Origin of the sequence: Gemmatimonas aurantiaca T-27 (assembly GCF_000010305.1) — a bacterium.
Classification (GTDB): Bacteria; Gemmatimonadota; Gemmatimonadetes; order Gemmatimonadales; family Gemmatimonadaceae; genus Gemmatimonas; species Gemmatimonas aurantiaca.
This window is the reverse complement of sequence record NC_012489.1, coordinates 3,924,204-3,947,477: the sequence shown is the minus strand read 5'-3', so window position 1 is coordinate 3,947,477 and position 23,274 is coordinate 3,924,204. Positions and strand designations below refer to the sequence as shown.

Below are 23,274 nucleotides of genomic sequence, written 5' to 3'. Positions count from 1 at the left end.
CACGAAGAGATACTGCAGGCCTCCCTCTCTTCACGAGTCCATGATGGTCACGATGCCCGTGCGTTCGATGCTTCAGGTTCTGTTGCCACTGCTCGCCACTGCGTCATCACTCACCGCGCAGAGCGTGCGGCCCAAGCCCGCGCACATTGCCGGGGCGGTGGACTCGCTGGCCATGCGGGCCATGGCACTGGAGCTCACACCCGCGCTGGGCGTAGCGATCACGATGGATGGGCGCACGGTGTACCAACGCGCATTCGGCGCGGTCGATGTGACCGCTGGTATTGCGGCAACCGATCAGACGCTCTGGTATCTGGCCTCCACCAGCAAGTCGCTCACCGGGTTTGGCGTGGCCTTGCTCGCGCAGCACAAGACACTGCGGCTCGATGCATCGATCGGTTCGCTGCTTCCCGGTGTCGCATGGCCTCCGGCGGTGCGCCCGGACTCACTCACGCTCGCCGATTTTCTGGCGCATACGCACCACCTGAACGACAACGCGGTTGTGATGTCGGCGGCGTTCACGGGTGAGATTCCCGAATCGCAATGGCCATCGCTTGTGGCGCTCGCCACACCCAGCGGCAATCAGGATCTCGTCTACAGCAACTTCGGTTACAACGTGGCCGCCATGGTGATCGACCGGCAGCGGCCCGAGGGGTGGCGCACCTATCTCGAACAGCAGGTGTATCGTCCTGCCGGTATGCGTCAGACGTTTGCCCGGGTCTCCGGCCTCGATGCACGACGCATTGCCCGTCCACATCGCTTGCTGGCAACGGGTCGCTACGAAACGTCGGAATTCTCCAAAACCGACGCGACGATGAACTCGGCCGGTGGTCATCTCGCCACCCTGCACGATCTGGCACGCTGGACCATCGTGCAGATGGATGAAGGCGTCATCGACGGGCGCCAGGTGTTTCCCAAGGACGCGGTTCTCCTGGGTCAACGGTTGATCGCGCGGCACACTCGTGAGTCCGGAAAGCGCTTCGCGTATTTCGACCGGGATGGCTGGGGCGCGGGGTGGGACCTGGGACGCTACGAAGGCGAACCCATGGTGAGCCGATTCGGCAGCTACGACACCATGCGGTCACACCTGTCGTTCCTGCCGCGTCGCCGCATCGGCGTGGTGGCGATGACGACCGGCGGGCTGGGTTCATCGCTCACCGACATTCTGGCGGCCTTGGCTTATGATCTGGAAGCTGGTCGCCCCGAGGCGCGTGCGCGGGCAGACGAGCGTCTGGCGGCGCTGGCCGAACGACGTGGTGCCGCACGACGTGAGGCCGCCGGGGAGGACTCCACGCGCGACGCGCGTCGGCGATTGGTGGTGGCGCGGCCCATCGCCGGACTGGTGGGCCAATACACGGCACAGGGATACGGGGTATTGAAACTGGAGCTCCGCGACGGTGGGTTGTACTACCGGTGGGGAGCCATGCATGGTCCGGCGCTGCCGATGGACAGCACGGGTCAGCGCATTCGCATCGCGGTGGCGGGCAGTGGCATGGTGCTCAACTTTGCACCGGAAACAGCCGGCCAGGCTCCTGCGTTCACGCTCAATGGTGTGGTGTTCACCCGTCAGGGCACACCGTGACCGGTCACGGACGATATCGGTAGATGGGTAGCGGGCAGGGTGTGTCGCCAGCACTCGCCAAATCGGGAGGTGGTCATCATGCTTCCCGGCGTGGAGATGCTCACGACCCGCCCTCTCCATCATCCCAGATATGCATATCGGCCGGCAGTACACGTTGATCGAGTTCGTTCACTGGACCCGATATGACAGTTTCTGGCTGCTGGTTGGCGCGGCAACGCCGACCCTTCTCTACGCCGTTCTCGGGTGGACGTGGCTCACACTCCCTTGGGTACCCATCGCCCTGATCGGCACCGCGGCCGCGTTCATTGCCGGGTTCCGCAACAACGCGACGTACGCGCGGGCGTGGGAATCCCGGCAGATCTATGGCGCCATCGTGAACAGCAGTCGGTCGTGGGGACTGCTGGTGATGGATTTTGTGCGAACGGGTGCTGTGTTGTCCGATGCGCAGGCAGCCACGGTGCGGACGCAGCTCATTCACCGGCACATCGCCTGGTTGACGGCGTTGCGTTTCCAGTTGCGGCAGCCGCGTCAGTGGGAATCGATGGTATTGCACAGCAACTCCGAATATCAGCGCACCCACTTCGTCGTTCCTGAGCGGGTGGACAAGCTGGAAGAGTTGTTGACTGCCCTGTTGTCGGAGGACGATCAGCGCCGTGTGTTGGCGGGAAGCAACCGGGCCACACACACGATCGCGCTGCAGGGACAACATCTTGCGGCTTTGCACGCCGACGGGGTGATCGACGCGTATCATCACATCGCGATGGAACGGGTGCTGCAGGAGTTCTACGATCATCAGGGCCGCGCGGAGCGGATCAAGAACTACCCCTACCCGCGTCAGTATGCGACGATCAGCAAGTTTTTCGTCCGTCTGTTCGTGTGGCTCACACCGCTTGGTCTGCTCAACGAATTTGCCAAGATGGGCCGATGGCAGGTCTGGTTGACCATTCCGGTAGGTTTCCTCATCGGATGGGTGTTCACGGCCATCGAACGGGTTGGCGAGGCCACGGAAAACCCCTTCGAAGGCAATGCCAACGACACGCCCATCTCCACCCTCAGTCGCACCATCGAGATCGATCTGCGGGAGATGCTCGGCGAATCCGATATCCCCGCCCCTCTCGCACCGCAGCACCTGATTCAGATCTGACGGGCAAACTCGTGATGATCGCGCGCTACCGCGGCACCCCGAGTCTGAGGAACCGCTGCGCGTTGCCGCCCAGGATATCGGCTTGCTGGTCTGCCGAGAGAAAGTCCATGGCACGGATCGCGTCGATCCCTTCCCGTACGCGTGCGGCGCTGCCGTCAGAGCCGAACATGATGCGTTTGGCAAAGCCGGCCTGCACGAGATCGCGCAGGTAGTCGACATACGCGGCGCGCGGAATGGCGTACTGCAGCACCGACACGTCGACCATCATGCGCGGATGCATATACAGCATGTACAACATGGCATCCCGCATGGGCCACGCGGCGTGCATGACATAGAGACGTAGTTTGGGATGTTTGCGCAGCACCCCGTCGAGTGCCAACGGATCACCCGCCTGTCCGGAGTAGGCCGACGATTTCTGCGGTGGTCCCGGGATATCGCTGTAGGCGATGCCCGGCGGTCCAATCCCGAGGTGCACGCCGATAGGCAGATCGAGCTCTTCGGCGATCGCGAAATACGGCTCCATGGCAGGGTCATCGAGGCGCATGCCGCCGTATTGTGCATTGATTTCTCCGAGCAGGTGCAGACGATCGGTGCGCACCATGGCCCGGATGGAGTCGCGTGATGGCCAATCACCACCACCGGGATAACAAGCCATCCCGCTGTTGGGCATGCGCCCGCCAAAGCAGGGCAGCGTGAGAGACCGCAGGATGCGCAGGTCGGACCGGTCGGCCGTGGTAGCCAATTGCGCCGGAAGCCCAATGAGCACCACTGACGTGATGCCCATCTTCGCCATTTCGGTGAGCGAAGAATCGGTGCGGCTGCCGAGGTGATGGAAGTGCACGTCGACGATGGGCGTGTTCTGCGCCCCCGCGGTGGGCAACACTACAGCGGAGAACATGGCGAACAGTGCACCGGCAAGTCGGATGCAGCGGAGTGGCGGCATGAGCGGGATCAGGAGGGTTGTCACTTGGACAATAGGATCCGTCTGTTGGTTGCGTGACGTCGTGCGTTCGGCAGGACTGTTCGATGGAACAGCGGGGGAACACTGATGACACAGAAACAGCACAGAGTCGCACAGATAGACGCACGGACGCTGGGGCGATGATTGGACTGGAAGATGTCTTCTTTTTTTTTGAGGGTTGAGACGAAGATGGAGATGGTGCCTTCCAAACCGCTTTTATCTCAAAATGAAATTCTCTGCCCCATTGACGGATCTTGCTGAAGCCGGTGCTGTATCCGTGCGGTTCCGTGCCGTTTCTGTGTCATCAGTGTTCCCCCCGCTGTTTTCCCATCAGCCCAAAGGCCAATGCCGGCTATTGCCAACGAACTGATTCGACAACAAACGTGATTGCGCGTCGTACGCCTGCACGCAGATTGCAGGGATGACCCCGGTGTGTCGCTGGCTCATGGCCGCAGTCCTTGGATGTAGTGCCGGTATGGCGCTGAGCCGCGACGCTCATGCGCAGGCTGCATGTCCCGTCGCGGCATTGTCGGCGTATTCGCACAACGACTACGAACGACCACACCCGCTCGAAGACGCGCTGGCATTGGGGTTCCGCGGGGTGGAGGTCGATCTCTTTCTGGTCGATGGCGAATTGCGCATCGGTCACGACCGACGGGCGGCACGATCCGGTGGCACACTCGACTCGGTCTATCTCGCGCCATTGGCTGCGTTGGTCGACCGGTGTGGTCCGTGGGGGGCGGTGGTGGATCGTCCGTTTCTGCTGGCACTCGAGATCAAGGAGCAATCGCCGGCCACCTACGACGCGCTGATGGCGGTGTTGCGACGCTACCGTCATTTGTGGGTCCGCGACGAGGCGGGTGGGACTCGCGTGGCGCTCGACGTGGTGTTGGTGGGCTGGCATCCGCCCCCCAATGGCACACGCGTGGATTCGCTGCCGGGCATTCAGTATCGGCTGTCGCGCGCTGAGCCAGTGGACGCGGCCGTTCTTGACCCGCGTGTGCGGCTGCTCAGCGTGGACTACGGAAAAACCATGGGACGATGGTGGCGCCGGTCAATCACACGAGCCCGATGGTTCGACGCGATACGCGCGAGCAAGGCCGCTGTGCCGGATCGTTTGCTGCGCGTGCACAATGTGCCGCAGAATGCCGATGTGTATGCGGCACTGTTCGCGGCTGGCGTGGATTTGATTGGCACCAAACAACCCGAATCGACGGCAGGACTGATACGTCCGTCTGCGCGGTGACGATCGGCTAGAGAGACGGGTAGGGCAGGAACGCGCCGGCACTGGGAGAATCCTCGCGTGCCGCAGGATGTTGTGTTGCGCGTCTCCTTCCCGCCCCCAGACTGCAGGATTGTCCCGCATGCTTGAATATTTGCTGGCCTTGGCGCTGCCTTTTGCTGTTCCTGCCTCCGCCCTGGTCACCTGCCAGCCGCTGCCCGGTATCGATGCCGTGTTGCAGACGAAGCAGCTCAACTATCTGCTGGTGGGTGAGTACCACGGCACGGTGGAAATGCCGCAGGTCGCGGCTGACGCCCTCTGCGCCGCTGCGAACAAGGATCGTCCGGTGGTGCTCGGTGTGGAGTTCACCCCCGACAATCAGGCCACGCTCGATGCGTATCTGGTGTCCGACGGTGGCTCGGTCGCTCGTGCGGCGTTGCTGACCGGGCCTGCATGGCAGGTTGCCGAAGGGCGCACCACCGTGGCCGTTCTCGAAATGATCGACATGGCCCGCCAGCTCAAGCGGGCCGGCAAGCGCGTGTCCATCGTGGCCTTCGATCGCGTGCCCGCCCCGGCCGTGTCGCGTGAGCGCGAGGCGGCGCTGGCTCAGGCTCTGATGGACGCCCGTGCGCGCGTACCGGGGGGGCTGGTCGTGGCTCTTACGGGCGCAGGACACGCGGGCAAGACGCCGTGGAGCTCGCAGAACCCGCCGTTCCCGGCCACGGGTCAACTCCTCACGGATGGTGAAACAATTGCCCTCACCTTTGCGCGCCCCGGTGGGCAGTATTGGGGGTGCAGTGCGCCAAACGGCGATCGTTCGGCTGGCTGCACGGCCTACGATATGCCGGCGCGTGAACCGGTGCCGGCTCGGGGTATCGTGCTCGATCGCACGCTGCGTGATGGGTTCGAGGGGGTGTTCTCGGCCGGCAAGCCGTACACGGCTTCGCGTCCGGCGCGGACGATTCCGGAGACTTCAGCGAGGTAGGCAACATGATCCCCACCGATGGGCGGTTCAGTGCACACCGCATCCTGCGCGCAGGTGTTGCGTTGATGGGGTTGGCCGCGGGCGGTGCCTGTGCCTCCGTATCCACCGATCCCTCCCATCGCGTGCGTGTGGACGCAGTCATTTCACCCTCTTCGGCACGAAACGGCGAGTGGGTGAGCATCACGATGACGGCAACGAATCCCAGTTCGGAACCGGTGGAGTGGGCATCGGGGTGCGGCATGAACCTCGGCTATGAAGTACGGAACGCCGCTGGGCACGTCGTATGGGCCCCACGCATGGGAGTCTGCACCTTGGAAGCCCGCACACTCACGCTGGGGCCCGGTGCTTCGCTGACCGAAACCATCAGTTGGCCAGTCGGTTTTATTTCTGGTAGCGCGCGACCCGCCTTGGCCCCAGGCACATTGTATGTGCGAGGGCAACTGGGGGTCGGAGACCAGCGCGGTGCACGCGGCGATTCCGCACGCCTGGTGGTCCTGCCATGACCCAGTTCCTTTGCGCCGAGCCGCAGTTGTACGTCCAGGACCTGGATCGGGCGCTGCATTTTTATACGGTGCAGCTCGGATTTTCGGCAGCATTTGTGTACGGCGAGCCGCCGTTTTACACGCAGGTAGTGCGGGGAGGCGCCCGTCTCAATCTCCGCCACGAAGACGAACCAGTCATCGAGCCTACGCGTCGGGAGCGGGAGTCCCTGATCACGGCCACCATTGCCCTGGACGATGCCGACGCCCTGTACGCCGAGTACACGGCGGCCGGGGTGCCGTTTGCCCAGGCGCTGAGGGAAGAGCCATGGGGTGCCCGCACGTTTCTGGTGCGTGATCCCGACGGCAACCTGCTGCTGTTTGCCGGTGCGGGGCGTTCGTGAGCTGGCCTCGAGAGTCACTTTACAGTGCAAAGCACTTGACCGTCGTGTCGGGGCCGGCTAAGCTCTGCTCATGGCCCTCAACCGTACCCGCCCGTCCGACCGCCCCGACGACGCCCGTCAGGGGATGAAGAATCTGCCGGCCCACGTGGCCATCATCATGGACGGCAATGGCCGCTGGGCGACCGCCCGCGGACGTCCCCGGTGGATGGGCCATGTGCGCGGGGCGCATACGGTGAAGGAGATCGTCTCCCATTGTGCGCGGCTCGGCATCGGCCAGCTCACGTTGTACGCCTTCTCCAGCGACAACTGGAAGCGGCCGCGCGAGGAGGTCGGATTTTTGTTCGATCTCTTTGCGTCGCATCTCGAACGCCAACTCACGTCGCTCATCAAACATGGCATTCGTCTGTCCATCATCGGACGACGCGATCGCCTGCCGTCAGCGCTCGTCGAGGCGATCGCGGTGGCTGAAGCGCGCACTGCCGCAGGGCGGCGCATGCATCTGCGCGTGGCCGTCGACTACTCGAGCCGCGCGTCACTGCAGAAAGCGCTGTCGGTCGCGGCGGCCGTGACGCCGGTGGATGAAGTGGCGCTCACCGGAGAGACCATTTTGCCACCGGTGGATCTGCTGGTGCGCACCGGTGGTGAGCGTCGGTTGTCGGACTTCCTGCTATGGGAGTGCGCCTACGCCGAACTCGCGTTTCTCGACGTGAACTTCCCCGATCTGGCGATGTCGGAGCTCGACGCGGTGTTTACCGATTTCTCGCGTCGTGAACGTCGCTACGGTGCGGTACCGGCTCAGGAGCTCGCCGAGGACGCCGAAGTCACGGCGGTACCGGCCGCCGTGCCCGCTGCGCGTCCGGTGGCCCACGCCCACAGGAAGTTGTAACCACCGATCGGGCCGAAGGCGTCGAGCACTTCGCCGCACAGGTACAGTCCCGTGTGCAGGCGGCTCTGCATGGTGCGTGGATCGATTTCCGATAGACGCACACCGCCACCAGTGACTTCGGCCTTTTTGTAGCCTTCGTCGCCATTCCATGGCAGCGCACCACGCACGAGCGTCTCGATGAGACGCTTGCGCTCTTCACGCGTGAGTTCAGCGAGGAGACGTGTGGGTTCGACTCGTGCCTGGGCCAGCAACACGGCACTGAGGCGCTCGGGCATTTCGTTGCGCACGACCGTGCTCACTTGCCTGGTGCCCTGTGGCTTGAGCAGGGTCTCCCATGCGGCGTCATCGTGTGCCGTCCACCGCACACGCACCGTCGCATCTGGCGGCGATGTTTCCTGACGCGAGCGCACGACGACGTGGGACACGTTCAGCACCGACGGGCCGCTGTAGCCGCGGTGCGTGAACAGAAATCCGCCCGTGGCCGACGCACTGCGTGTGGCATCACGCGCCGCCAGCGTCACTTCGAGCGAGATGCCACTCAACTCGGCGAAGGGGCTGTGGTCGGCGGTGATCGGTGTGAGCGCGGCGTACGTGGGATGGATCACATGACCGAGCTTCGTGAGCAACCGAAGACCCGTGCCATCACTGCCGGTATTGGGGACCGACAGACCGCCGGTCGCCACGATGACCGCATCGGCGTGCAGTGGCGGCTCGGTGGTGGTGTGCACCGACCATCCCTCACCCTCACGCACGATGTCGGTCACCTGCGTGTCCGTGCGCAGATCCACGCCGCGACGTGTGGCGAGCGCCAGCAGGCCGTCGCGTACATCACGGGCCTTGTGCGAGGCGGGAAACAGCTTTGCCGACTCGACTTCTTCTTCGAGTGCGATACCCACTTCCTGCTCGAAGAACGCGATCTGTTCGGCCAGTGGCCAGGCGCGCACGATCTTGCGCAGCGTATTGGGCGACGAGTCGGTCACGAAGCGCGATTCATCGAGCTGCGATGGCAGCACGTTGCAACGCCCTCCGCCGCTGATGAGGATCTTGCGCCCGCCGTCGCGGGTGCGCTCCAGCAGGATGGTCTCCGCGCCGGCTGTTGCCGCGAAGATGGACGCCATCGTGCCTGCGGCACCTGCACCGATCACCACCACCCGCCGCATCGTCCCAATCCGTCACCAGAGTCATGACGCCGCTCGAGGCAGGGGCGCCGCAAGGAGTATGGTGGAACCGGCCCGTTTGCGGTATCGTCGGGCGCGCGATTCTGCGCGTTGGTGCACGCTCATCCTTCGACGGCAGACGTCCATGCCCCCTGTCCTGCGCCATGCCCTGACCACACTCACACTGGTTCTGGGTGTCGCCTGTGCTTCGCGGGGGCGTGTGACAGAGCTGCCCAACGGATTGCGATATCGGGTGCTCGCGACGGGCCGTGGTGCGGAAGCCGTGTCGGGGCAGCGGGTGTCCATCCACGAGACCACCACCCTGCCCAATGGCACACTGATCTACAGTAGCCGCGGCGGAAATCCCATCACCTTCCAGTTGGGCGCGGGACAGGTGATCACGGGAGTGGACCAGGGCGTGACGGGCATGCGGGTGGGTGAACGGCGATTGCTCATTGTGCCACCCGCGCTGAGTCGACGGACGAGTTATCCCGCCAACACCCCACCCGACTCTGTGCTGCACATCGATGTCGAGCTCATGCAGATCCGTCCATAGCTCTCGATAGATCTCGTCGGAACTCGGTTACCGCCTGCGGGTGTGACAGAGACCAGGCCACAGGGTGCGCGCTGACACATCGAAGCGCCGGCACCTTCCCACCGCGGCCGTTTCCATAGCACTCACGTGGTATTCCGGGGAAGCGCATGACCAAGAGTCGTAGTGTGCCGGCGCTCATTGTCTGGCTGATTGTCTGCTTTGCTGCCGCATACATCGGCGCCATGGCGACGCGAGATGCCCCCACGTTTTATGCGCAGCTCTCCCTGGCCACCTGGGCACCTCCCGCATCGGTGTTCGGTCCGGTGTGGACCGTGTTGTACGCCATGATGGCCGTGGCTGCGTGGATGGTGTGGGAGCGCCGGCCGGCACCGGGCGCAGACACCGCCATCAGGCTGTTTGTGGTGCAGCTCGCGGTGAACGCCCTCTGGAGTTGGGTGTTCTTTGCGTGGCATCGGGGCGCGCTGGCATTCCTGAACATCGTGGTGCTCTGGATCCTGATCGTGGTGACGATCGTGCTGTTCAAGCGGGTAAAGCCAACGGCAGCGTTGTTGCTCGCACCTTATCTTGCGTGGGTCAGCTTCGCGACGGCGCTCGCCTATTCGGCATGGCAGCGGAATCCGGGTTTGCTGTAGGGCGTGACCACCGGGTTGCGGGCATTGTTGTGGGGAGAGGGAACGCCGATCATCCCATCTCGGTGATCAGCGGGGCTGGCAGTGACTACCACCGGGATTCTGTCATGAGCAAAACAATGACGAAGGTGTGGCTGATGGGCGTGATGCTCCTCACGGGCACGGGGTGCTCCGATCCTGCCGCGCCCTCGGGACCGGTGTACATCGATGTGGCGTCGTCGTTTTCCCGCAATGATCGCGGGGTGGCGGAAGTGCCATTTGCCGTCGGGAACAAGGGCTCCGCGAGCGTGCGTGTCGACCGGTGCGGATCGTCGCTGTCGGTTGGCGTCGAGCGACGCGAGGGCGGGTCGTGGCAGTCATACAAGCCAGCGTTCTGTATCACCTCCGTGCCGATGGACCCTGTGCCACTCGAAGCGGCCGCGCGTCGGGAACAGCTCACTCACGTGCAGGAGTCCGGCATGTATCGGCTTGTACTATCGACCGAATCCGGATCAGTGGCGTCCTCCACATTCACTGTTCGCTAGGAAACTCCCATGCGTGTCACACCGATCGCGCTGGTATGTGTGCTGGCCGCCTGCACTGTCTCGGACCAGACACCGGCTGATTCTGTCTCGACTCCACCGCCCGATGCCGGCGTCACCGCCGTCGCGCCACAATTCATCACGGCAAACGGCTTCGGTCCATTGGCATTGGACATGACGGCCGCCGACGCCAGCAAGGTGACGGATGGGGCACTCACCGTACCACCGGCCAGCGCACCGGATCAGTGCGAGTACGCCACGTGGAGCACCGCACCGAATGGCGTGATGGTCATGTTCGTCGGTGGGGCACTCAAGCGCGTGGATGTCTCGCAGCCCGGCACACCCACGGTGGAAGGCCTGGAAGTGGGGCAGAGCGCCGCTCGTGCCGATTCCCTGTACGGGGCCAAGGCCGAACGCCGACCCCACAAGTACGAGGCCGGTGAATATCTCATTGTGAAGCCACTCGCACCGCAGGACTCCCTGCAGCGTCTGGTGGTCGAACTCACTGGCGGAAAAGTCGCACGCTTTCGCATCGGACTCTTCCCGCAGGTGGAGTGGGTCGAAGGCTGCGCGTGATGGGCATGCGCAGCCTTCGATGCCTCGCTAGGACTTAGCGACGACCGGCTGCCGTGCGCCCGAGTTGCAGCGCGGTAGCCGTGGCGGGCGTGATGCCACCATCGCCGTATGACACGGTGACGAAGTTGAAGCCTTCCTTGATGCGACGTTCCACCGTCTGTGCGTTGGTGGTGATGCCGATCGGGATGTTCTTCGCCTTGCAGGCACGCAGCACCGTTTGAATGGCCGCTTCCAATTCGGCGGCGCCCGCTTCGCCCGTGCCGCCCAGTGACATCGCGAGATCGGCCGGGCCGACGAAGATGGCCGAGATGCCTGGCACTGAAAGGATCTCGCTCACGTTCTTTACCGCTTCCGCAGTTTCGATCTGAATGACCGCCATCAGATCGCCACGCGGGTCGAGCGGCCAGACATCGGCGCGATCCGTGTAGTCGGACACGCCCCACAGCCACACGGCGTTGCCTGGCGCCGAACCACGGATGCCCTGCGGTTCAAAATCCGGCGCACCACGCTTCTGCGGATAACGCACCGAGCGCACGGCCTGGAGCGCCTCTTCCTTGGTGTTGATGTACGGGAACATCACACCCATGGCCCCCACATCGAGCACCTGCTTGGCGATGAACGAGGCCTGGTCTCGGCCATTGGGTGCGATGCGCACAATCGGTGTGACATCCGGCTGCATGTTGCCCTTCTCCAGCACACGACGCTTGTCGGTCATGCCCAGCAGGAAGGTGCGCAGTGTTTCCACATCGAGCGGCCCATGCTCCATGTCGATCAGCACGAAATCGAGACCCGAGCGTGACAGCAGGCGCGCATTGTCGAGCGAGCGATCGTGGCTGAAGATGCCGAAGGTGCTCTGACCACTGGACAGCAACTCAATGGCGCGGTTCATGCGCACCGGGCCCTGCGCTGAGGCAGCCGCTGCGGGTGCTGCCTGAGCGCGTGCGGTGAGCGCAATCGTGGTGGAGGCAACGGCGAGCGCGAGCGTGCGCAGCACCGACGTGGGCCGAGGCAGGAGTGTCATGGGGCGGAGCGGGAGGGAGTGAACGGGGACGGCGAAGTATCATGGGGTGCACCCGATCCCGCCACGCATCCGTGCGTCTATCGGTGCCGAAGCGTCCAGTCGACTAGTTTTGAGGGCTACTGCGTTGTATCGCCCTTGTCCCGGATGCTCCCATGCACGTTTCTGACGCAATTGCCGCCCGCCGATCCGTTCGCGCGTTTACCGACCGCACGATCACGCGCGACGATCTGCTGCCGTTGTTTCATGATGCCAACCTGGCACCGAATCATCGTCTGACGCAGCCGTGGCGCTTCTACGTGCTCGGCCCCGAAGGCCGCGCTGGCTACGGACTGGCCTTGGGCAATCGCAAGGCCAAGAAGGCCACCGATGAAGCGCAGGCCGAGAAGATGCGCAAGGACACGAGCGATTCGCATCGCGCATGGCCGTGCATGGTGATCGTGTCGATGACGCTGAACGAAAACCCCGAGATCCGCGAAGAGGACTACGCCGCCACGATGATGGCAGTGGAAAACCTCTGCCTGTCAGCGGTCGCGCATGGTCTGGGCACACACATTCGCACGGGTGCGATCATGGACGATCCTGCCGCGCGCACCGCGGTGGGGGTACCTGACGGTGAGCGTATCGTGGCCGTGCTGACCGTAGGGGAACCCGCCGAGCAGCCGCCCGCGAAGACACGTCGTTCGTCCGAAGAGCTCACGCACTGGGTCGACTGAAACATCGGTCTGACCACCCAAAAACAACGGGGCGCTCCGGTCTGATACCGGAGCGCCCCGTTGTTTTCCGCTCTCGCGGCTTACGCCACGTCGAAGCGATCGAGATTCATGACCTTGGTCCACGCGGCCACGAAGTCGTGCACAAACGTCTGCTGGGCGTCGCTGCTGGCGTACACCTCCGCCAGTGCACGCAGGATCGAGTTGGAACCGAACACCAGGTCGGCACGCGTACCGGTCCACTTCACCTCACCGGTCGTACGGTCGCGGCCTTCGAACACATCCTGCGCCGCCGACGTCGACTTCCATGCCGTGCTCATGTCGAGCAGGTTGACGAAGAAATCGTTGCTCAGCGTGCCAGGGCGTGACGTGAACACGCCATGCTTGCTGCCACCCGCGTTCGCATCGAGCGCACGCAGACCACCCACCAGCACCGTCATCTCGGGCGCGGTGAGCGAGAGCAACTGTGCCTTGTCCACCAGCAGCACTTCCGAGGGCACGCTGTAGGCTGCCTTCTGATAATTGCGGAAGCCATCGGCGATGGGCTCGAGCACATCGAAGGACGCCACATCCGTCTGTTCCTGCGATGCATCCATGCGTCCCGGCGTGAACGGCACCGACACCGTCACACCACCCTGCTTCGCAGCCTGTTCGACGGCGGCGTTGCCACCGATGACGATCAGGTCGGCGAGCGAGACTTTCTTCTTGCCAGCCTGCGCGGCGTTGAACGCTTGCTGGATGCTCTCCAGCGTGCCGAGCACCTTGGTGAGCTGCGCCGGATTGTTGGCTTCCCAGTCCTTCTGCGGCGCGAGACGCACGCGCGCGCCATTGGCACCACCACGCTTGTCCGAGCCACGGAACGTGGACGCCGAAGCCCATGCCGTGGAGACCAGTTCCTGCGTGGTCAGTCCTGATGCGACGATCTTCTCCTTCAGCGTCACCACGTCCTGCGCGTCCACGAGATCGTGGTCGACGGCGGGAATCGGGTCCTGCCAGATCAGCTCTTCGGCCGGCACTTCAGCGCCCAAGTAGCGGGAGCGCGGGCCCATGTCACGGTGCGTGAGCTTGAACCAAGCGCGCGCAAAAGCGTCGGCGAACTGATCGGGGTTTTCGTGGAAACGGCGCGAGATCTTTTCGTACGCGGGGTCGAAGCGCAGCGAGAGATCGGTGGTGAGCATCGCCGGCGCGTGACGCTTCGTGGCGTCATGGGCATCGGGCACCGAGTTCGCGCCCTGGCCATGCTTGGGGGTCCACTGGTGCGCACCGGCCGGGCTCTTCGTGAGTTCCCAGTCGTAGCCGAACAGGTTCCAGAAGAAGTTGTTGCTCCACTTGGTCGGCGTGGAGGTCCACGTCACTTCGAGACCGCTGGTGATCGTGTCGCCGGCCTTGCCGCTGGCGTGTGTGCTGAGCCAGCCGAAGCCCTGCGCTTCGATATCACCACCTTCCGGCTCCACGCCCACGAGCGCGGCATCGCCGGCACCGTGTGTCTTGCCGAACGTGTGGCCACCGGCGATGAGCGCGACGGTCTCTTCGTCGTCCATGGCCATGCGGGCGAACGTCTCGCGGATGTCGCGTGCGGCGGCGATGGGGTCCGGATTGCCGTTCGGGCCTTCCGGGTTCACGTAGATGAGCCCCATCTGCACCGCGGCGAGCGGGTTCTCGAGGTTACGGTCGCCCGAGTAGCGCTTGTCGTCGAGCCACTTGGTTTCCGTGCCCCAGTAGATGTCCTGCTCGGGTTCCCACACATCGGCTCGTCCACCGGCAAAGCCGAACGTTTTGAAGCCCATCGACTCGAGGGCCACGTTGCCGGCGAGGATCATGAGGTCGGCCCATGACAGCTTCTTGCCGTACTTCTGCTTGATCGGCCACAGCAGGCGACGGGCCTTGTCGAGATTGCCGTTGTCGGGCCAACTGTTGAGTGGCGCAAAGCGCTGCGTGCCCGAGGAGGCACCACCGCGGCCGTCGCCCGTGCGATAGGTGCCGGCGCTGTGCCACGCCATGCGAATGAACAGCGGGCCGTAGTGGCCGAAGTCAGCCGGCCACCAGTCCTGCGAGTCCGTCATGAGGGCGTGCAGATCCTGCTTGACTGCGGCCAGGTCCAGGGTCTTGAACTCTTCCGCGTAGTTGAAGTCCGCGCCGGTCGGGGCGGCCTGCGGGGAGTTCTGGTGCAGCATGCCGAGGTTGAGCTGGTTCGGCCACCAATCGCGATTGGACCGACCACCAACCGTGGTGGCCTTGAACGAGCCGTGGTCGACGGGGCACTTGCCCCCGGATGCGGCGGAGTGTCCTTCCATAATGCGTACGTCCCCGGAGTGGAGCAGGGTGGTGTGCGGCAGCAGCGGGATGCTGCGCGACGGATTCGCCCCAATCCGGGCGAAGATCCGTAATGATACGCACCTCATCGATAGGCTTCAATGCTTAATTGACAATACTTGATATAGGAAAACGCAATATATCATGGACGGGTGTCCATCACCGGTGCCGCTACGACTTGAGTAGCTCGATGCGCCACTCCCCAGGCTGGAAGTAGTTCCGGGTCATGCGCCACAGCGCATGGGCCACGGTGACGGCATGTGCCGGAAGGAACGTGTGTCCTGCCGACATCAGACTCTGATTGGCGCGTCCGAAAGGCGGAGCGACCACGTCGAACAGTGCGCAGAGCTTGATGAACTCTTCTTGCGTCTTGGCGATGCCGGCCGAGAATTTCTGTTGTTTGGTCGTGGTGTTGTTCTCGAGGGCACTCTGCTCGGCGGCCGATTGGGCGGCCATGCCGTGCTGGGCCATGATGGCCACCGTGTTGGTACCGCAGCACATGTACTCGTCGGGCAGACCAAGCATGTGCCCAAACTCGTGGACCACGGCGTACTGCGCGAACTGGGGAAACTGGGCGATGTTGCCGGTGATTTGCGCACTGGCCGTGGCGATCTCCCGGGGATCGAGTGTCAATGTCACGATGTCCGGTGGCCCATGACTCCGGTAACTGTATTTCGCCTGCAGGCCGAACTGCATGAGGACATTGCCCACCAACTTGGCAAACGTGGTGCCTGCGGGGCCGGGTCCGGTGATCGTGAGCAGGGGTTCGGGATGGTCAATGAGCACATGGGCAATGTCCAGCGCGTGAAACCGCAAGCGTTCAATCGCGGCCATGGAGAGCAGGCTTTGGTCAGACGCTGTGTTCACCGCCACCACCACCGGCTTCCGGATGGCCTCGAGCAGTTTTCCCGCTTTGCAGAGTGTGTTGGCTTCTATGTCGTTGGTGGTGAATTGCGCAAAGGGCTTGTGGCGATAGGCAGGCTTCCCGGCCATGTGGCGATCAGGCACATCCCTCACAAAGGTCATTCCATCGTAGTCCTGAATGCTCAGGTCATAGTGCGCGTCGGCCAGGTTCGACCACACCACCTGGAATTCCGGTGTCACAGCGATGTCCTCAAACCCCCGTTTCGTGCAGATGAAGCGGAACCGATCGTTCCAGTATTCGGGGATCTTCAATTCGAAGGCTCGCATGAAGTTGCGCCCCACGTCGTCCGGCATCCGCCCACCATTTATCGACCTGAAGCGTGGGCAGACCTTCACGGTCACCGTCATGCGCCCCGTGAGCGGCACGTACCGCGCGGAGAAACATCCGAGACCACCCGGTGGCAGGTGGGCGCCACTGGTATCGAACTGGCGGCTGTTGAACCGCGAGCGGTCATAGACGGCAGGGCCTGTCATCGTGCATTCCGTGCGGAGGAGGAGCGCGCGATGGCGCTCACGGTTTGTCTTGTTGGCTCGGGCGAGTATCGTGCCCGACTCCTCCAACGGCCATGCGCTGTTGGTCCAACACGCCGGCATCGATTCAGACCGGGATGTCCACGGCCTCACCAATCGGGATGGGTCGTACGGCTGTCTGCAATGGTGCGGGAAGGCTTGCCATGGCGTCTGCGAATGCGTCGCTCCTTTCGAAGTGCGACCACCCTTCGTAGTGGATCGGTATCACCTGGCGTGCTCGGCTCAGCGCCGCAAAATCCGCGATCTCCCGGGCGCATGCCGTATAGCGGATGGGGCCGGTGATACCAAAATGCACGCCGCCGAGATGCAGGAGCAGGACACTGATGGACAGGCGCTGAGGCACTTCGCGCACACCCGGAAACATCACCGTATCCCCGGAGATCCAAAGCGCGCCGTGTTGCTGCCCTTCCCACTCCAGGGCAAAGCCAATGACATCACCGGCGAGTTTTGCCACCAGCGGGGCGCCGTGCCGACACGGGGTGGCCGTGATGCGAAGCGGGGGTTTGTCTGTGGCCGCCAGCGACATGTCTTGCCACGGAGCGAGTCCGAGTGCGTTGCCCCGCAGGCGTCGTGCCCCTGCCACCGTGGTGATGACATGACGGGCCCGCGGCAGCAGCGCGCGTCCGGTGTCGTCGAGATTGTCCGCGTGCTGATCGTGTGAAAGCAATACGGCGTCAATCGACGGCAGGTCGTCGGCCGCCATGGCTGGTCCTGCCAGTTTCTTCGACGAAGATCCCCAGCCGAAGCTGTAGCGTCGGCCGGGGGCGTCGAATGTGGGATCGGTGAGCAGACGCCACGGACCGATCTCGATCAGAGTGGTCGGTCCCCCGATGTGCGTGACACGGATGTGGTCCATCGTGGCGTCTGCCTATTGGTACGTGGCGTCAGACCGAGCGCACGGGCGTGGTTCGGGCGTGCTGTTCGGCCCACGCGAGCGCATAGTCGGCGATCTGTTCCCAGCCCTTTTGTGCCGGCAACAGGTGCGCAAAGCCTTCGAACTCTTTCACTTCGGTGATGGTGTTCGACTTGTAGTGCTTGGCGTTGGACCGCTGCACTGACGGCGGCATGAGATTGTCTTCACCGCCGGAGATGAACAGCAGCGGCGGACGCGCATCGTTGTGATAGTCCACCCACGTTTCCTGATGACCGGGTGTGACGTTGGCCAGCACACTGTCCCAGAAGATCGCGCCGGACGCGGGCACGTGGTAACGCTCGTACATCGCGCGCGAATCGGCTTCGCTGAACGTATTCGTGAAGGCGTAGTGCCACTGCTCATGTGTGAATCCCACGGCCTTGTGGCGGTTGGAGGGATTCTTGAGCACGGGGAACGTGGACTTGAGCTGCGAGAACGGGGCCACGAGCACACCTTCGGTGGGCGCTGAGTTCATGGCCACACCCACCGCGCCGAGCCCACGATCGAGCAGCCGCTGCACAAAGACACCACCCGCCGAATGACCCATGAGGATGGGCGGCGTGGCGAGCGATTGCACGATGTCCTCCAGGTGCGCGATGATCTGCGGCACGGTGACCTGTTCGATAGGCGTCGGATCCTGATTCAACGACTCGACTTCCACTTCGAACCCCGGGTACGCAGGGGCAATGACCCGATAGCCGCGGGCTTCGTATCGCGAGATCCAGTGTTCCCAGCTACGTGGGGTGACCCAGAAGCCGTGAACGAGAATGATGGTGTCGGGCTTGCTGTTGGCAGACATGAGCGCGCTCCGTGCGCTGGAACGTGAAAGAGGAGGAGACTGCGCGCCAAGGTCGAGGCGCGGTCTCGATAAGCGGTGTGGGCTGGTTCAGGCCGTGAGGAACGTCAGCAGATCATTGCTGAGTTGATCCTTGTGCGTGTCCGTGATGCCATGTGGTGCACCGGGGTACACGATCAGTTGCGCATTGCGGATGCGCGCGGCGGATGCTTTGCCACCCACGGCAAAGGGCACGACCTGGTCGTCGTCGCCGTGTATGACCAGCGCTGGCACATCCACCGCATCGAGATCGTTGCGGAAATCGGTGGCGGAGAAGGCGGCGATGCACTCGTAGGCATTGTGATGTCCCGACTGCAGTCCCTGCAGCCAGAAGGCGTCACGCATGCCTCGCGACGGATGCTGCCCCTCACGATTGGCGCCGAAGAACGGACCATCGGCGAGGTCGCGATACAGTTGCGAACGATCCTGCCGTGAGCCCGCGCGAATCCCGTCGAAGACCTCGATGGGCACACCATCGGGATTGTCGGCGGTCTTGAGCATGAACGGCGGCACGGCGGATACCAGCACGATCTTCTTCACACGGCTGGTGCCATGTCGGCCAACATAGCGCGCCACTTCGCCACCACCGGTGGAGAAGCCCACCAGCGTCGCGTCCGTCAGGTCGAGTGCCGTGATCAGTGCCGCGAGATCGTCGGCGTAGGTGTCCATCTCATTGCCGTGCCACGTTTGTGTGGACCGACCATGGCCACGCCGATCATGTGCGATACAACGAAAGCCCTGGTGTGCAAGAAACAGCATTTGGGCTTCCCAACTGTCCGCATTGAGTGGCCAGCCGTGACTGAACATCACGACCGGACCGGTGCCCCAATCTTTGTAGTAGATCTGTGCGCCGTCAGGCGTGGTGATCGTCGAGGCGGTCCGCGTCGGTGCCGTGGGTGGTACCGTGTTCGGGGTGGACATGGTGCGGGTCTCCGGCGTGCGTCTGGCGACGGGTATCGGGCAAGACTTCTCGAGCGCGCCACTATCGCACACCGGCGTCCGTTTCGGATCGCCCCCTGGGGGAGTCCTCACCTACGTCCATAGACGTATTCGCAGGGCGGGCACCGTCGACACATCTTCCAGCATGACCGACGTGGACGTGATCACCATTCTCACCGCCGATGACCATGCGCTGCTGCGCGCTGGGCTCGCGGCTGTGATCGGGTCACAGCCAGACCTGCGACTCGTGGGCGAGGCGGCAAATGGCGAAGAGGCGGTGGAGGCGTATCGACTGCATCAGCCGGACCTCATGCTCATGGATCTGCGCATGCCGGTCATGGATGGGGTCTCTGCTATCGGCGCGATCCGCGACGAATTTCCCGATGCCCGCATCATCGCGCTCACCACGTACGAAGGCGACGAGGATATCCATCGGGCGCTTTCGGCTGGTGCCCGCGGCTACCTGCTCAAGGACACCCTGCGCACGGAATTGCTGCAGGTGATTCGCAATGTGTACCGCGGGTTACGCGGCATCCCGGCGCCGGTGGCGGCCAGACTGGCCGAATACACACCACGCGTCGCACTGACAGCGCGCGAACTCGAAGTGCTGGAGCTCATGGCACAGGGACTCAGCAATCCCGATATCGCCATCCGACTCGGTCGCGCAGAAAGCACCATGAAGGTGCATGTGCGTAACATCCTGCAGAAACTGGGCACCGACGATCGCACGGCGGCCGTGACAACGGCTCTCCGGCGCGGGATCATTCATCTGGACTGAGCTGATGCCGAAGCGCCTGCCCGAACGAGCGGGCGCTTCAGGTCGCGCGGCGCGCCGTACCGACCGGCAGGGGCACCAGTACCGAGACACTGGTGCCGTGGCCCTTCGTACTGTCGATGGACAACGCGCCACCAATCTGCTCCGCGCGTTCGCGCATGCCCCGCACGCCCCATCGCCCGCCTTCACTCGTGGGCTCGGGGATCACGGTGTCCATGCCACATCCGTTGTCTTCCACCGTCAGTGAGATCTCACGCGGTCCGAAGATGAGCTGTACTCGAATCACTGATGCGCCCGAGTGTTTGACGGCATTGGCCACCGCCTCCCGTCCGATGCGCAGCAACGTGGATTCGATCGACGGCGCCATGCGCTGCGTCAGCCCCTGTACGGTGAACTGCAGTGCAATCGTTTCGGCGTTGATCGTACTGCGTACGGCGGCTTCGAGCGCCCCGGCGAGGTCCCGTTCGCCGAGTTCCGGGGCACGGATGTCCCACACCATCGTGCGCGCCTCCCGGAGGGCGCCGTCGGCCTGCGTGAGGATGCGCTCGAGCGAATCAGACGCCTGCGCCGGAGACTGCTGGATCTGGCCCTGCACGGCTTGCAGTTGGAGCGTGATGCCGGTGAACCCTTGCAGCAGCGTGTCGTGCAACTCCCGCGCGATGCGGCTGCGCTCTCCCAACTCGGCATCAAACCGAGCCTGAATACGCTCGGCCGCACGTCGGGTGCGGGCACGGAGCGAGGCGCGGACCGTGACGGCCGTGGCAGCCGTGGCCGTGAGCACAGCCATCGTGATGAACCACCAGCTTTCGTACCACGCCGGCTGTACACGAAAGGCGAGCGTGACCTCCTCACCGGGAGTATCGCCGATCATCCAGCTACGCACGCGAAAACGATAGCGTGCACTGCGCAGTTGGGTGTAGGTGGCGACTCGCGGTCCCGTCACGTCCTGCCAGTCACGGTCAACGCCATCGAGACGGTACTGCAACTGCACGCGATTGGGGATGTGCAGGGCGGTGGCGGTGAAGCGGATGTCGATCCGATCGGGGTGTGACGGAATGACCACCGGCGCGGCCAACGACATCTCCACGCCGTCTGCCATGACGGATTCGATGAGCGTGCGGGGATGCGTCGGACGGGTCGGCATATTGGCCGGATCGATCACCGCCAGTCCGCCCGGTGTCGCAAACCACAGGCGGCCATCCTGCGTGTGCAACGTGGCGCTGCGATCGCCTCCCACCAGCCTGGGGGACGCCAGTCCATCGAACGTATCGAACCATTCGGCGTGTAGAGTGGAGGCGGTACGGCCGGCGTTGCCGTCAGCCGCCTGGTGCATGGCATCGAGGCGCACGCGTCCAATACCCAGGTCGGAAGCAAACCACAGGTACCCTGCGGCGAGCTGAATCGCCGCGGACCCCCCGCGCAGCGCGGCTGCGGTGCCCGGTACCGACACTCGCGACAACCGGCCCTGGTTGATGCGCGCAAACTGTTCGCCATTGAGCGCCCACAGCGTATCACCGCCCTCCACCTGCATCTGCTCGAAGGTGGTGTTTTCGGCAGGGGTGAACCGCTCGACGATGCGATCGTCGACGATGCGGAGCAGTTGCGACGGGTTTTCGCGCGCCACCCAGACATTGCCGAGCGAATCTTCGAGGATGCGATTGGCCCACGAGGTGGGGGTCGCGGTGGAGTCCGGGATTCGATGGAATCGTCCATCGCGCACCACACCGTATCCACCACCACTGCCGTTGAATGCCACCCAGAGTCCGTCGTGTCGATCCTCGAACACGCGCATGGGTACATGGCCGGGCCAACCGATGGGGCGATAGGGGCTGATGCGCCCCTGCGCGAAGTGCGCCAGATGCAGGCTGTTGTCCATCAACCAGGCTTCCTGCGCCGTCCGCCGCGATGTGCCCATGACGAGATATCGGCCAGGTGGCGGGGGGACGAATGCCCGTGTGCGCACCGGACCAGCTTCGCGTCGGACCACGCCACCGTCGACGAGGAACAGGGCAGGGTGGCCGAAGTCCTTCATCCAGATCGCGCCACCATGATCGGCAAACAGCAGTCCCGGTGTCGCGTACGACAAGCCATCGGCCGTGCCCAAGGTGACAAAGGGCGCCACACGCAGGCGATCAAGCCCACCGTCTGTGGTGATCCAGACACTGCCATCGTCATCGAGCTGCAGTGATCGAGTCACCGCATCCGTCAGTCGGTGTGGCTCACTGAAGGTGTCCACACGACCATGCTGCCAACGCAATAGGCCATGACCACGTGATGCGACCACGACCGATCCGTCGGGCAGTTCGGCGGCGCGCACGGCATTGATTTCCCCATTCGGTGAAACCGGATCACGCAGTCCATGTCAGGTCCCGCGTCGCAGGTATTCGACACCATGGTTGAGGATCCACAGAATCCCGTCGCGACTCTGGAGCAATGGACGCATGCCGGAATCACCGCTGTAGGCTACCGGGATGCGTGTCGCCGTGCCGTCTGCATCGAGGTGCCACATCTGGCCGGTTCGTGTGCCCAGCCACATGCCATTGGCCGTATCGCGGGCAATGCCTTGCACCTGCTCGAAGGTCACCCCGGGTGGCAGGGTCGGGGCCTTGATGGTTCCCTGGCGGTCGATGATGAACAGGCGATTGCAGTTCACCCACAACCGACCGAGTCCATCCTCCGTGATGGTGGAGATGCGCCCGGTGTTGCGGTTGGCCGGCACGACTTCGTGAAACGTGCGATCACGATACTGCACCAGTGCGCCATCTGGTCGACTGATCCAGAGCGCGCCATCACGATCCAGCAGTTGCGGCACAAACGCACCGGCCACGGCGGAGCGCAGTGCCGGGTGGTTGGTCGAGTCGAAGCGCACGAACCGCACGCCGTCGAAGCGCAGCAGGCCGCCGGACGTGCCAATCCAGAGATAGCCGTCGCCAGATCGCCGTGTGGCATTGATGCCTGACACGGGCAGTCCATCGCGATCGGTCCATGCGGTGTGGTGCATGTGCGCCAACAGGCGCTCGGCCAACGGGCGCTCCACCACCGGCGCCTGCGCCGCGGACTCGCTGGGCATCACCGCACCAATGCACACGACGGCCACGAGATGCTGCGACAGCGCCCCGATACGACCGCGAATGTTTGGCTGGCTCACGGGGTCGGCTGGACGTGTGAATGGAGATGCAGCAGGCGCGCGGATATTACCGTGGCCTGCCGAGAA

23 protein-coding genes are annotated in these 23,274 nt (G+C 63.8%); 13 read left to right on the top strand and 10 right to left on the bottom strand.

Going from position 1 to position 23,274, the window contains the following annotated elements; genetic code table 11:
- Window positions 1–40 precede the first annotated feature (40 nt).
- Entirely contained in the window at window positions 41–1,579 is a 1,539-nt protein-coding gene (locus tag GAU_RS17015) for a serine hydrolase domain-containing protein (protein ID WP_015895145.1), read from the top strand.
- A 130-nt stretch (window positions 1,580–1,709) separates the two neighbouring features.
- Complete coding sequence (locus tag GAU_RS17010) at window positions 1,710–2,723, top strand: bestrophin family protein (protein WP_015895144.1); 1,014 nt, start codon at window positions 1,710–1,712, stop codon at window positions 2,721–2,723.
- A gap of 25 nt (window positions 2,724–2,748) precedes the next feature.
- Here GAU_RS17010 and GAU_RS21325 read toward each other — a convergent pair whose 3' ends face one another.
- Window positions 2,749–3,666, bottom strand: a complete 918-nt coding sequence (locus tag GAU_RS21325) for an amidohydrolase family protein (protein ID WP_015895143.1) — start codon at window positions 3,664–3,666, stop codon at window positions 2,749–2,751.
- A gap of 463 nt (window positions 3,667–4,129) precedes the next feature.
- Between GAU_RS21325 and GAU_RS21320 the strand changes: the two genes are divergently transcribed.
- The 5 genes from GAU_RS21320 (at window position 4,130) to uppS (ending at window position 7,660) form a co-directional block, all read left to right on the top strand.
- On the top strand, window positions 4,130–4,930 hold the full coding sequence (locus GAU_RS21320; protein ID WP_156799100.1) for a hypothetical protein: 801 nt from the start codon (window positions 4,130–4,132) through the stop codon (window positions 4,928–4,930).
- A gap of 118 nt (window positions 4,931–5,048) precedes the next feature.
- Window positions 5,049–5,891: a hypothetical protein gene (locus GAU_RS16995; RefSeq protein ID WP_041265642.1), complete on the top strand. Its 843-nt coding sequence runs from the start codon at window positions 5,049–5,051 to the stop codon at window positions 5,889–5,891.
- A gap of 5 nt (window positions 5,892–5,896) precedes the next feature.
- Entirely contained in the window at window positions 5,897–6,394 is a 498-nt protein-coding gene (locus GAU_RS16990) for a hypothetical protein (protein ID WP_015895140.1), read from the top strand.
- Window positions 6,391–6,774: a bleomycin resistance protein gene (locus tag GAU_RS16985; protein WP_015895139.1), complete on the top strand. Its 384-nt coding sequence runs from the start codon at window positions 6,391–6,393 to the stop codon at window positions 6,772–6,774. The genes GAU_RS16990 and GAU_RS16985 overlap by 4 nt, the downstream gene beginning before the upstream one ends.
- Before the next feature lie 70 nt (window positions 6,775–6,844).
- Window positions 6,845–7,660 (top strand): polyprenyl diphosphate synthase, encoded by an 816-nt coding sequence (gene uppS, locus GAU_RS16980; RefSeq protein WP_015895138.1) that lies wholly within the window; start codon window positions 6,845–6,847, stop codon window positions 7,658–7,660.
- Here uppS and GAU_RS16975 read toward each other — a convergent pair.
- The gene (locus GAU_RS16975) at window positions 7,570–8,820 is read right to left on the bottom strand and encodes an NAD(P)/FAD-dependent oxidoreductase (protein WP_015895137.1); all 1,251 of its coding nucleotides are present in this window, start codon (window positions 8,818–8,820) and stop codon (window positions 7,570–7,572) included. The two genes, uppS and GAU_RS16975, sit on opposite strands and share 91 nt — an antisense overlap.
- Window positions 8,821–8,962: 142 nt before the next feature.
- On the opposite strand from GAU_RS16975, the gene GAU_RS22505 reads away from it, so the two are divergent.
- From GAU_RS22505 to GAU_RS16955, 4 genes are all read left to right on the top strand, one after another.
- Window positions 8,963–9,373, top strand: a complete 411-nt coding sequence (locus GAU_RS22505; protein ID WP_169307720.1) for an FKBP-type peptidyl-prolyl cis-trans isomerase — start codon at window positions 8,963–8,965, stop codon at window positions 9,371–9,373.
- 146 nt (window positions 9,374–9,519) lie between these two features.
- A complete protein-coding gene (locus GAU_RS16965) occupies window positions 9,520–10,005 on the top strand; it encodes a TspO/MBR family protein (protein ID WP_015895135.1) in 486 nt (161 codons plus the stop codon).
- A gap of 104 nt (window positions 10,006–10,109) precedes the next feature.
- Window positions 10,110–10,526, top strand: coding sequence for a hypothetical protein (locus GAU_RS16960; protein ID WP_156799099.1), 417 nt, complete (start codon window positions 10,110–10,112; stop codon window positions 10,524–10,526).
- A gap of 9 nt (window positions 10,527–10,535) precedes the next feature.
- Window positions 10,536–11,099: a hypothetical protein gene (locus tag GAU_RS16955; protein WP_015895133.1), complete on the top strand. Its 564-nt coding sequence runs from the start codon at window positions 10,536–10,538 to the stop codon at window positions 11,097–11,099.
- A 34-nt stretch (window positions 11,100–11,133) separates the two neighbouring features.
- On the opposite strand, the gene GAU_RS21310 is transcribed toward GAU_RS16955, so the two are convergent.
- A complete protein-coding gene (locus tag GAU_RS21310; protein WP_052574516.1) occupies window positions 11,134–12,120 on the bottom strand; it encodes an HpcH/HpaI aldolase family protein in 987 nt (328 codons plus the stop codon).
- Window positions 12,121–12,272: 152 nt separating this feature from the next.
- Between GAU_RS21310 and GAU_RS16945 the strand changes: the two genes are divergently transcribed.
- On the top strand, window positions 12,273–12,833 hold the full coding sequence (locus GAU_RS16945; RefSeq protein ID WP_015895131.1) for a nitroreductase family protein: 561 nt from the start codon (window positions 12,273–12,275) through the stop codon (window positions 12,831–12,833).
- Between the two features lie 80 nt (window positions 12,834–12,913).
- On the opposite strand, the gene katG is transcribed toward GAU_RS16945, so the two are convergent.
- The 5 genes from katG to GAU_RS16920 all read right to left on the bottom strand — a co-directional run bounded on the left by katG (window position 12,914) and on the right by GAU_RS16920 (window position 19,267).
- Complete coding sequence (gene katG / locus GAU_RS16940; RefSeq protein WP_015895130.1) at window positions 12,914–15,124, bottom strand: catalase/peroxidase HPI; 2,211 nt, start codon at window positions 15,122–15,124, stop codon at window positions 12,914–12,916.
- Between the two features lie 190 nt (window positions 15,125–15,314).
- Entirely contained in the window at window positions 15,315–16,541 is a 1,227-nt protein-coding gene (locus GAU_RS16935) for a hypothetical protein (RefSeq protein ID WP_015895129.1), read from the bottom strand.
- A 124-nt stretch (window positions 16,542–16,665) separates the two neighbouring features.
- Complete coding sequence (locus tag GAU_RS16930) at window positions 16,666–17,454, bottom strand: MBL fold metallo-hydrolase (protein ID WP_015895128.1); 789 nt, start codon at window positions 17,452–17,454, stop codon at window positions 16,666–16,668.
- A gap of 28 nt (window positions 17,455–17,482) precedes the next feature.
- Window positions 17,483–18,310, bottom strand: coding sequence for an alpha/beta hydrolase (locus GAU_RS16925; RefSeq protein ID WP_015895127.1), 828 nt, complete (start codon window positions 18,308–18,310; stop codon window positions 17,483–17,485).
- Window positions 18,311–18,397: 87 nt separating this feature from the next.
- Window positions 18,398–19,267, bottom strand: a complete 870-nt coding sequence (locus tag GAU_RS16920) for an alpha/beta fold hydrolase (RefSeq protein WP_015895126.1) — start codon at window positions 19,265–19,267, stop codon at window positions 18,398–18,400.
- Window positions 19,268–19,430: 163 nt separating this feature from the next.
- Here GAU_RS16920 and GAU_RS16915 point away from each other — a divergent pair, with 163 nt between their 5' ends.
- Complete coding sequence (locus GAU_RS16915; protein WP_015895125.1) at window positions 19,431–20,063, top strand: response regulator; 633 nt, start codon at window positions 19,431–19,433, stop codon at window positions 20,061–20,063.
- Between the two features lie 37 nt (window positions 20,064–20,100).
- Here GAU_RS16915 and GAU_RS16910 read toward each other — a convergent pair whose 3' ends face one another.
- Both GAU_RS16910 and GAU_RS16905 read right to left on the bottom strand, forming a co-directional pair.
- Window positions 20,101–22,377 (bottom strand): sensor histidine kinase, encoded by a 2,277-nt coding sequence (locus GAU_RS16910; RefSeq protein WP_015895124.1) that lies wholly within the window; start codon window positions 22,375–22,377, stop codon window positions 20,101–20,103.
- 45 nt (window positions 22,378–22,422) lie between these two features.
- Complete coding sequence (locus tag GAU_RS16905; RefSeq protein WP_015895123.1) at window positions 22,423–23,208, bottom strand: ligand-binding sensor domain-containing protein; 786 nt, start codon at window positions 23,206–23,208, stop codon at window positions 22,423–22,425.
- Between the last annotated feature and the right edge of the window lie 66 nt (window positions 23,209–23,274).

Bases quoted from the DNA above. Each gene is read 5' to 3' on its own strand.
- GAU_RS16960 (WP_156799099.1), top strand. From the start codon at position 10,110: ATGAGCAAAACAATGACGAAGGTGTGGCTGATGGGCGTGATGCTCCTC.
- GAU_RS16935 (WP_015895129.1), bottom strand. From the start codon at position 16,541: ATGACAGGCCCTGCCGTCTATGACCGCTCGCGGTTCAACAGCCGCCAG.
- GAU_RS21320 (WP_156799100.1), top strand. From the start codon at position 4,130: ATGGCCGCAGTCCTTGGATGTAGTGCCGGTATGGCGCTGAGCCGCGAC.
- uppS (WP_015895138.1), top strand. From the start codon at position 6,845: ATGGCCCTCAACCGTACCCGCCCGTCCGACCGCCCCGACGACGCCCGT.
- GAU_RS16920 (WP_015895126.1), bottom strand. From the start codon at position 19,267: ATGTCCACCCCGAACACGGTACCACCCACGGCACCGACGCGGACCGCC.
- GAU_RS17010 (WP_015895144.1), top strand. From the start codon at position 1,710: ATGCATATCGGCCGGCAGTACACGTTGATCGAGTTCGTTCACTGGACC.
- GAU_RS16995 (WP_041265642.1), top strand. From the start codon at position 5,049: ATGCTTGAATATTTGCTGGCCTTGGCGCTGCCTTTTGCTGTTCCTGCC.
- GAU_RS16985 (WP_015895139.1), top strand. From the start codon at position 6,391: ATGACCCAGTTCCTTTGCGCCGAGCCGCAGTTGTACGTCCAGGACCTG.
- GAU_RS21310 (WP_052574516.1), bottom strand. From the start codon at position 12,120: ATGACACTCCTGCCTCGGCCCACGTCGGTGCTGCGCACGCTCGCGCTC.
- katG (WP_015895130.1), bottom strand. From the start codon at position 15,124: ATGGAAGGACACTCCGCCGCATCCGGGGGCAAGTGCCCCGTCGACCAC.
- GAU_RS16945 (WP_015895131.1), top strand. From the start codon at position 12,273: ATGCACGTTTCTGACGCAATTGCCGCCCGCCGATCCGTTCGCGCGTTT.
- GAU_RS16925 (WP_015895127.1), bottom strand. From the start codon at position 18,310: ATGTCTGCCAACAGCAAGCCCGACACCATCATTCTCGTTCACGGCTTC.
- GAU_RS16955 (WP_015895133.1), top strand. From the start codon at position 10,536: ATGCGTGTCACACCGATCGCGCTGGTATGTGTGCTGGCCGCCTGCACT.
- GAU_RS22505 (WP_169307720.1), top strand. From the start codon at position 8,963: ATGCCCCCTGTCCTGCGCCATGCCCTGACCACACTCACACTGGTTCTG.
- GAU_RS16965 (WP_015895135.1), top strand. From the start codon at position 9,520: ATGACCAAGAGTCGTAGTGTGCCGGCGCTCATTGTCTGGCTGATTGTC.
- GAU_RS16990 (WP_015895140.1), top strand. From the start codon at position 5,897: ATGATCCCCACCGATGGGCGGTTCAGTGCACACCGCATCCTGCGCGCA.
- GAU_RS16915 (WP_015895125.1), top strand. From the start codon at position 19,431: ATGACCGACGTGGACGTGATCACCATTCTCACCGCCGATGACCATGCG.
- GAU_RS16930 (WP_015895128.1), bottom strand. From the start codon at position 17,454: ATGGACCACATCCGTGTCACGCACATCGGGGGACCGACCACTCTGATC.
- GAU_RS16975 (WP_015895137.1), bottom strand. From the start codon at position 8,820: ATGCGGCGGGTGGTGGTGATCGGTGCAGGTGCCGCAGGCACGATGGCG.
- GAU_RS17015 (WP_015895145.1), top strand. From the start codon at position 41: ATGATGGTCACGATGCCCGTGCGTTCGATGCTTCAGGTTCTGTTGCCA.
- GAU_RS21325 (WP_015895143.1), bottom strand. From the start codon at position 3,666: ATGCCGCCACTCCGCTGCATCCGACTTGCCGGTGCACTGTTCGCCATG.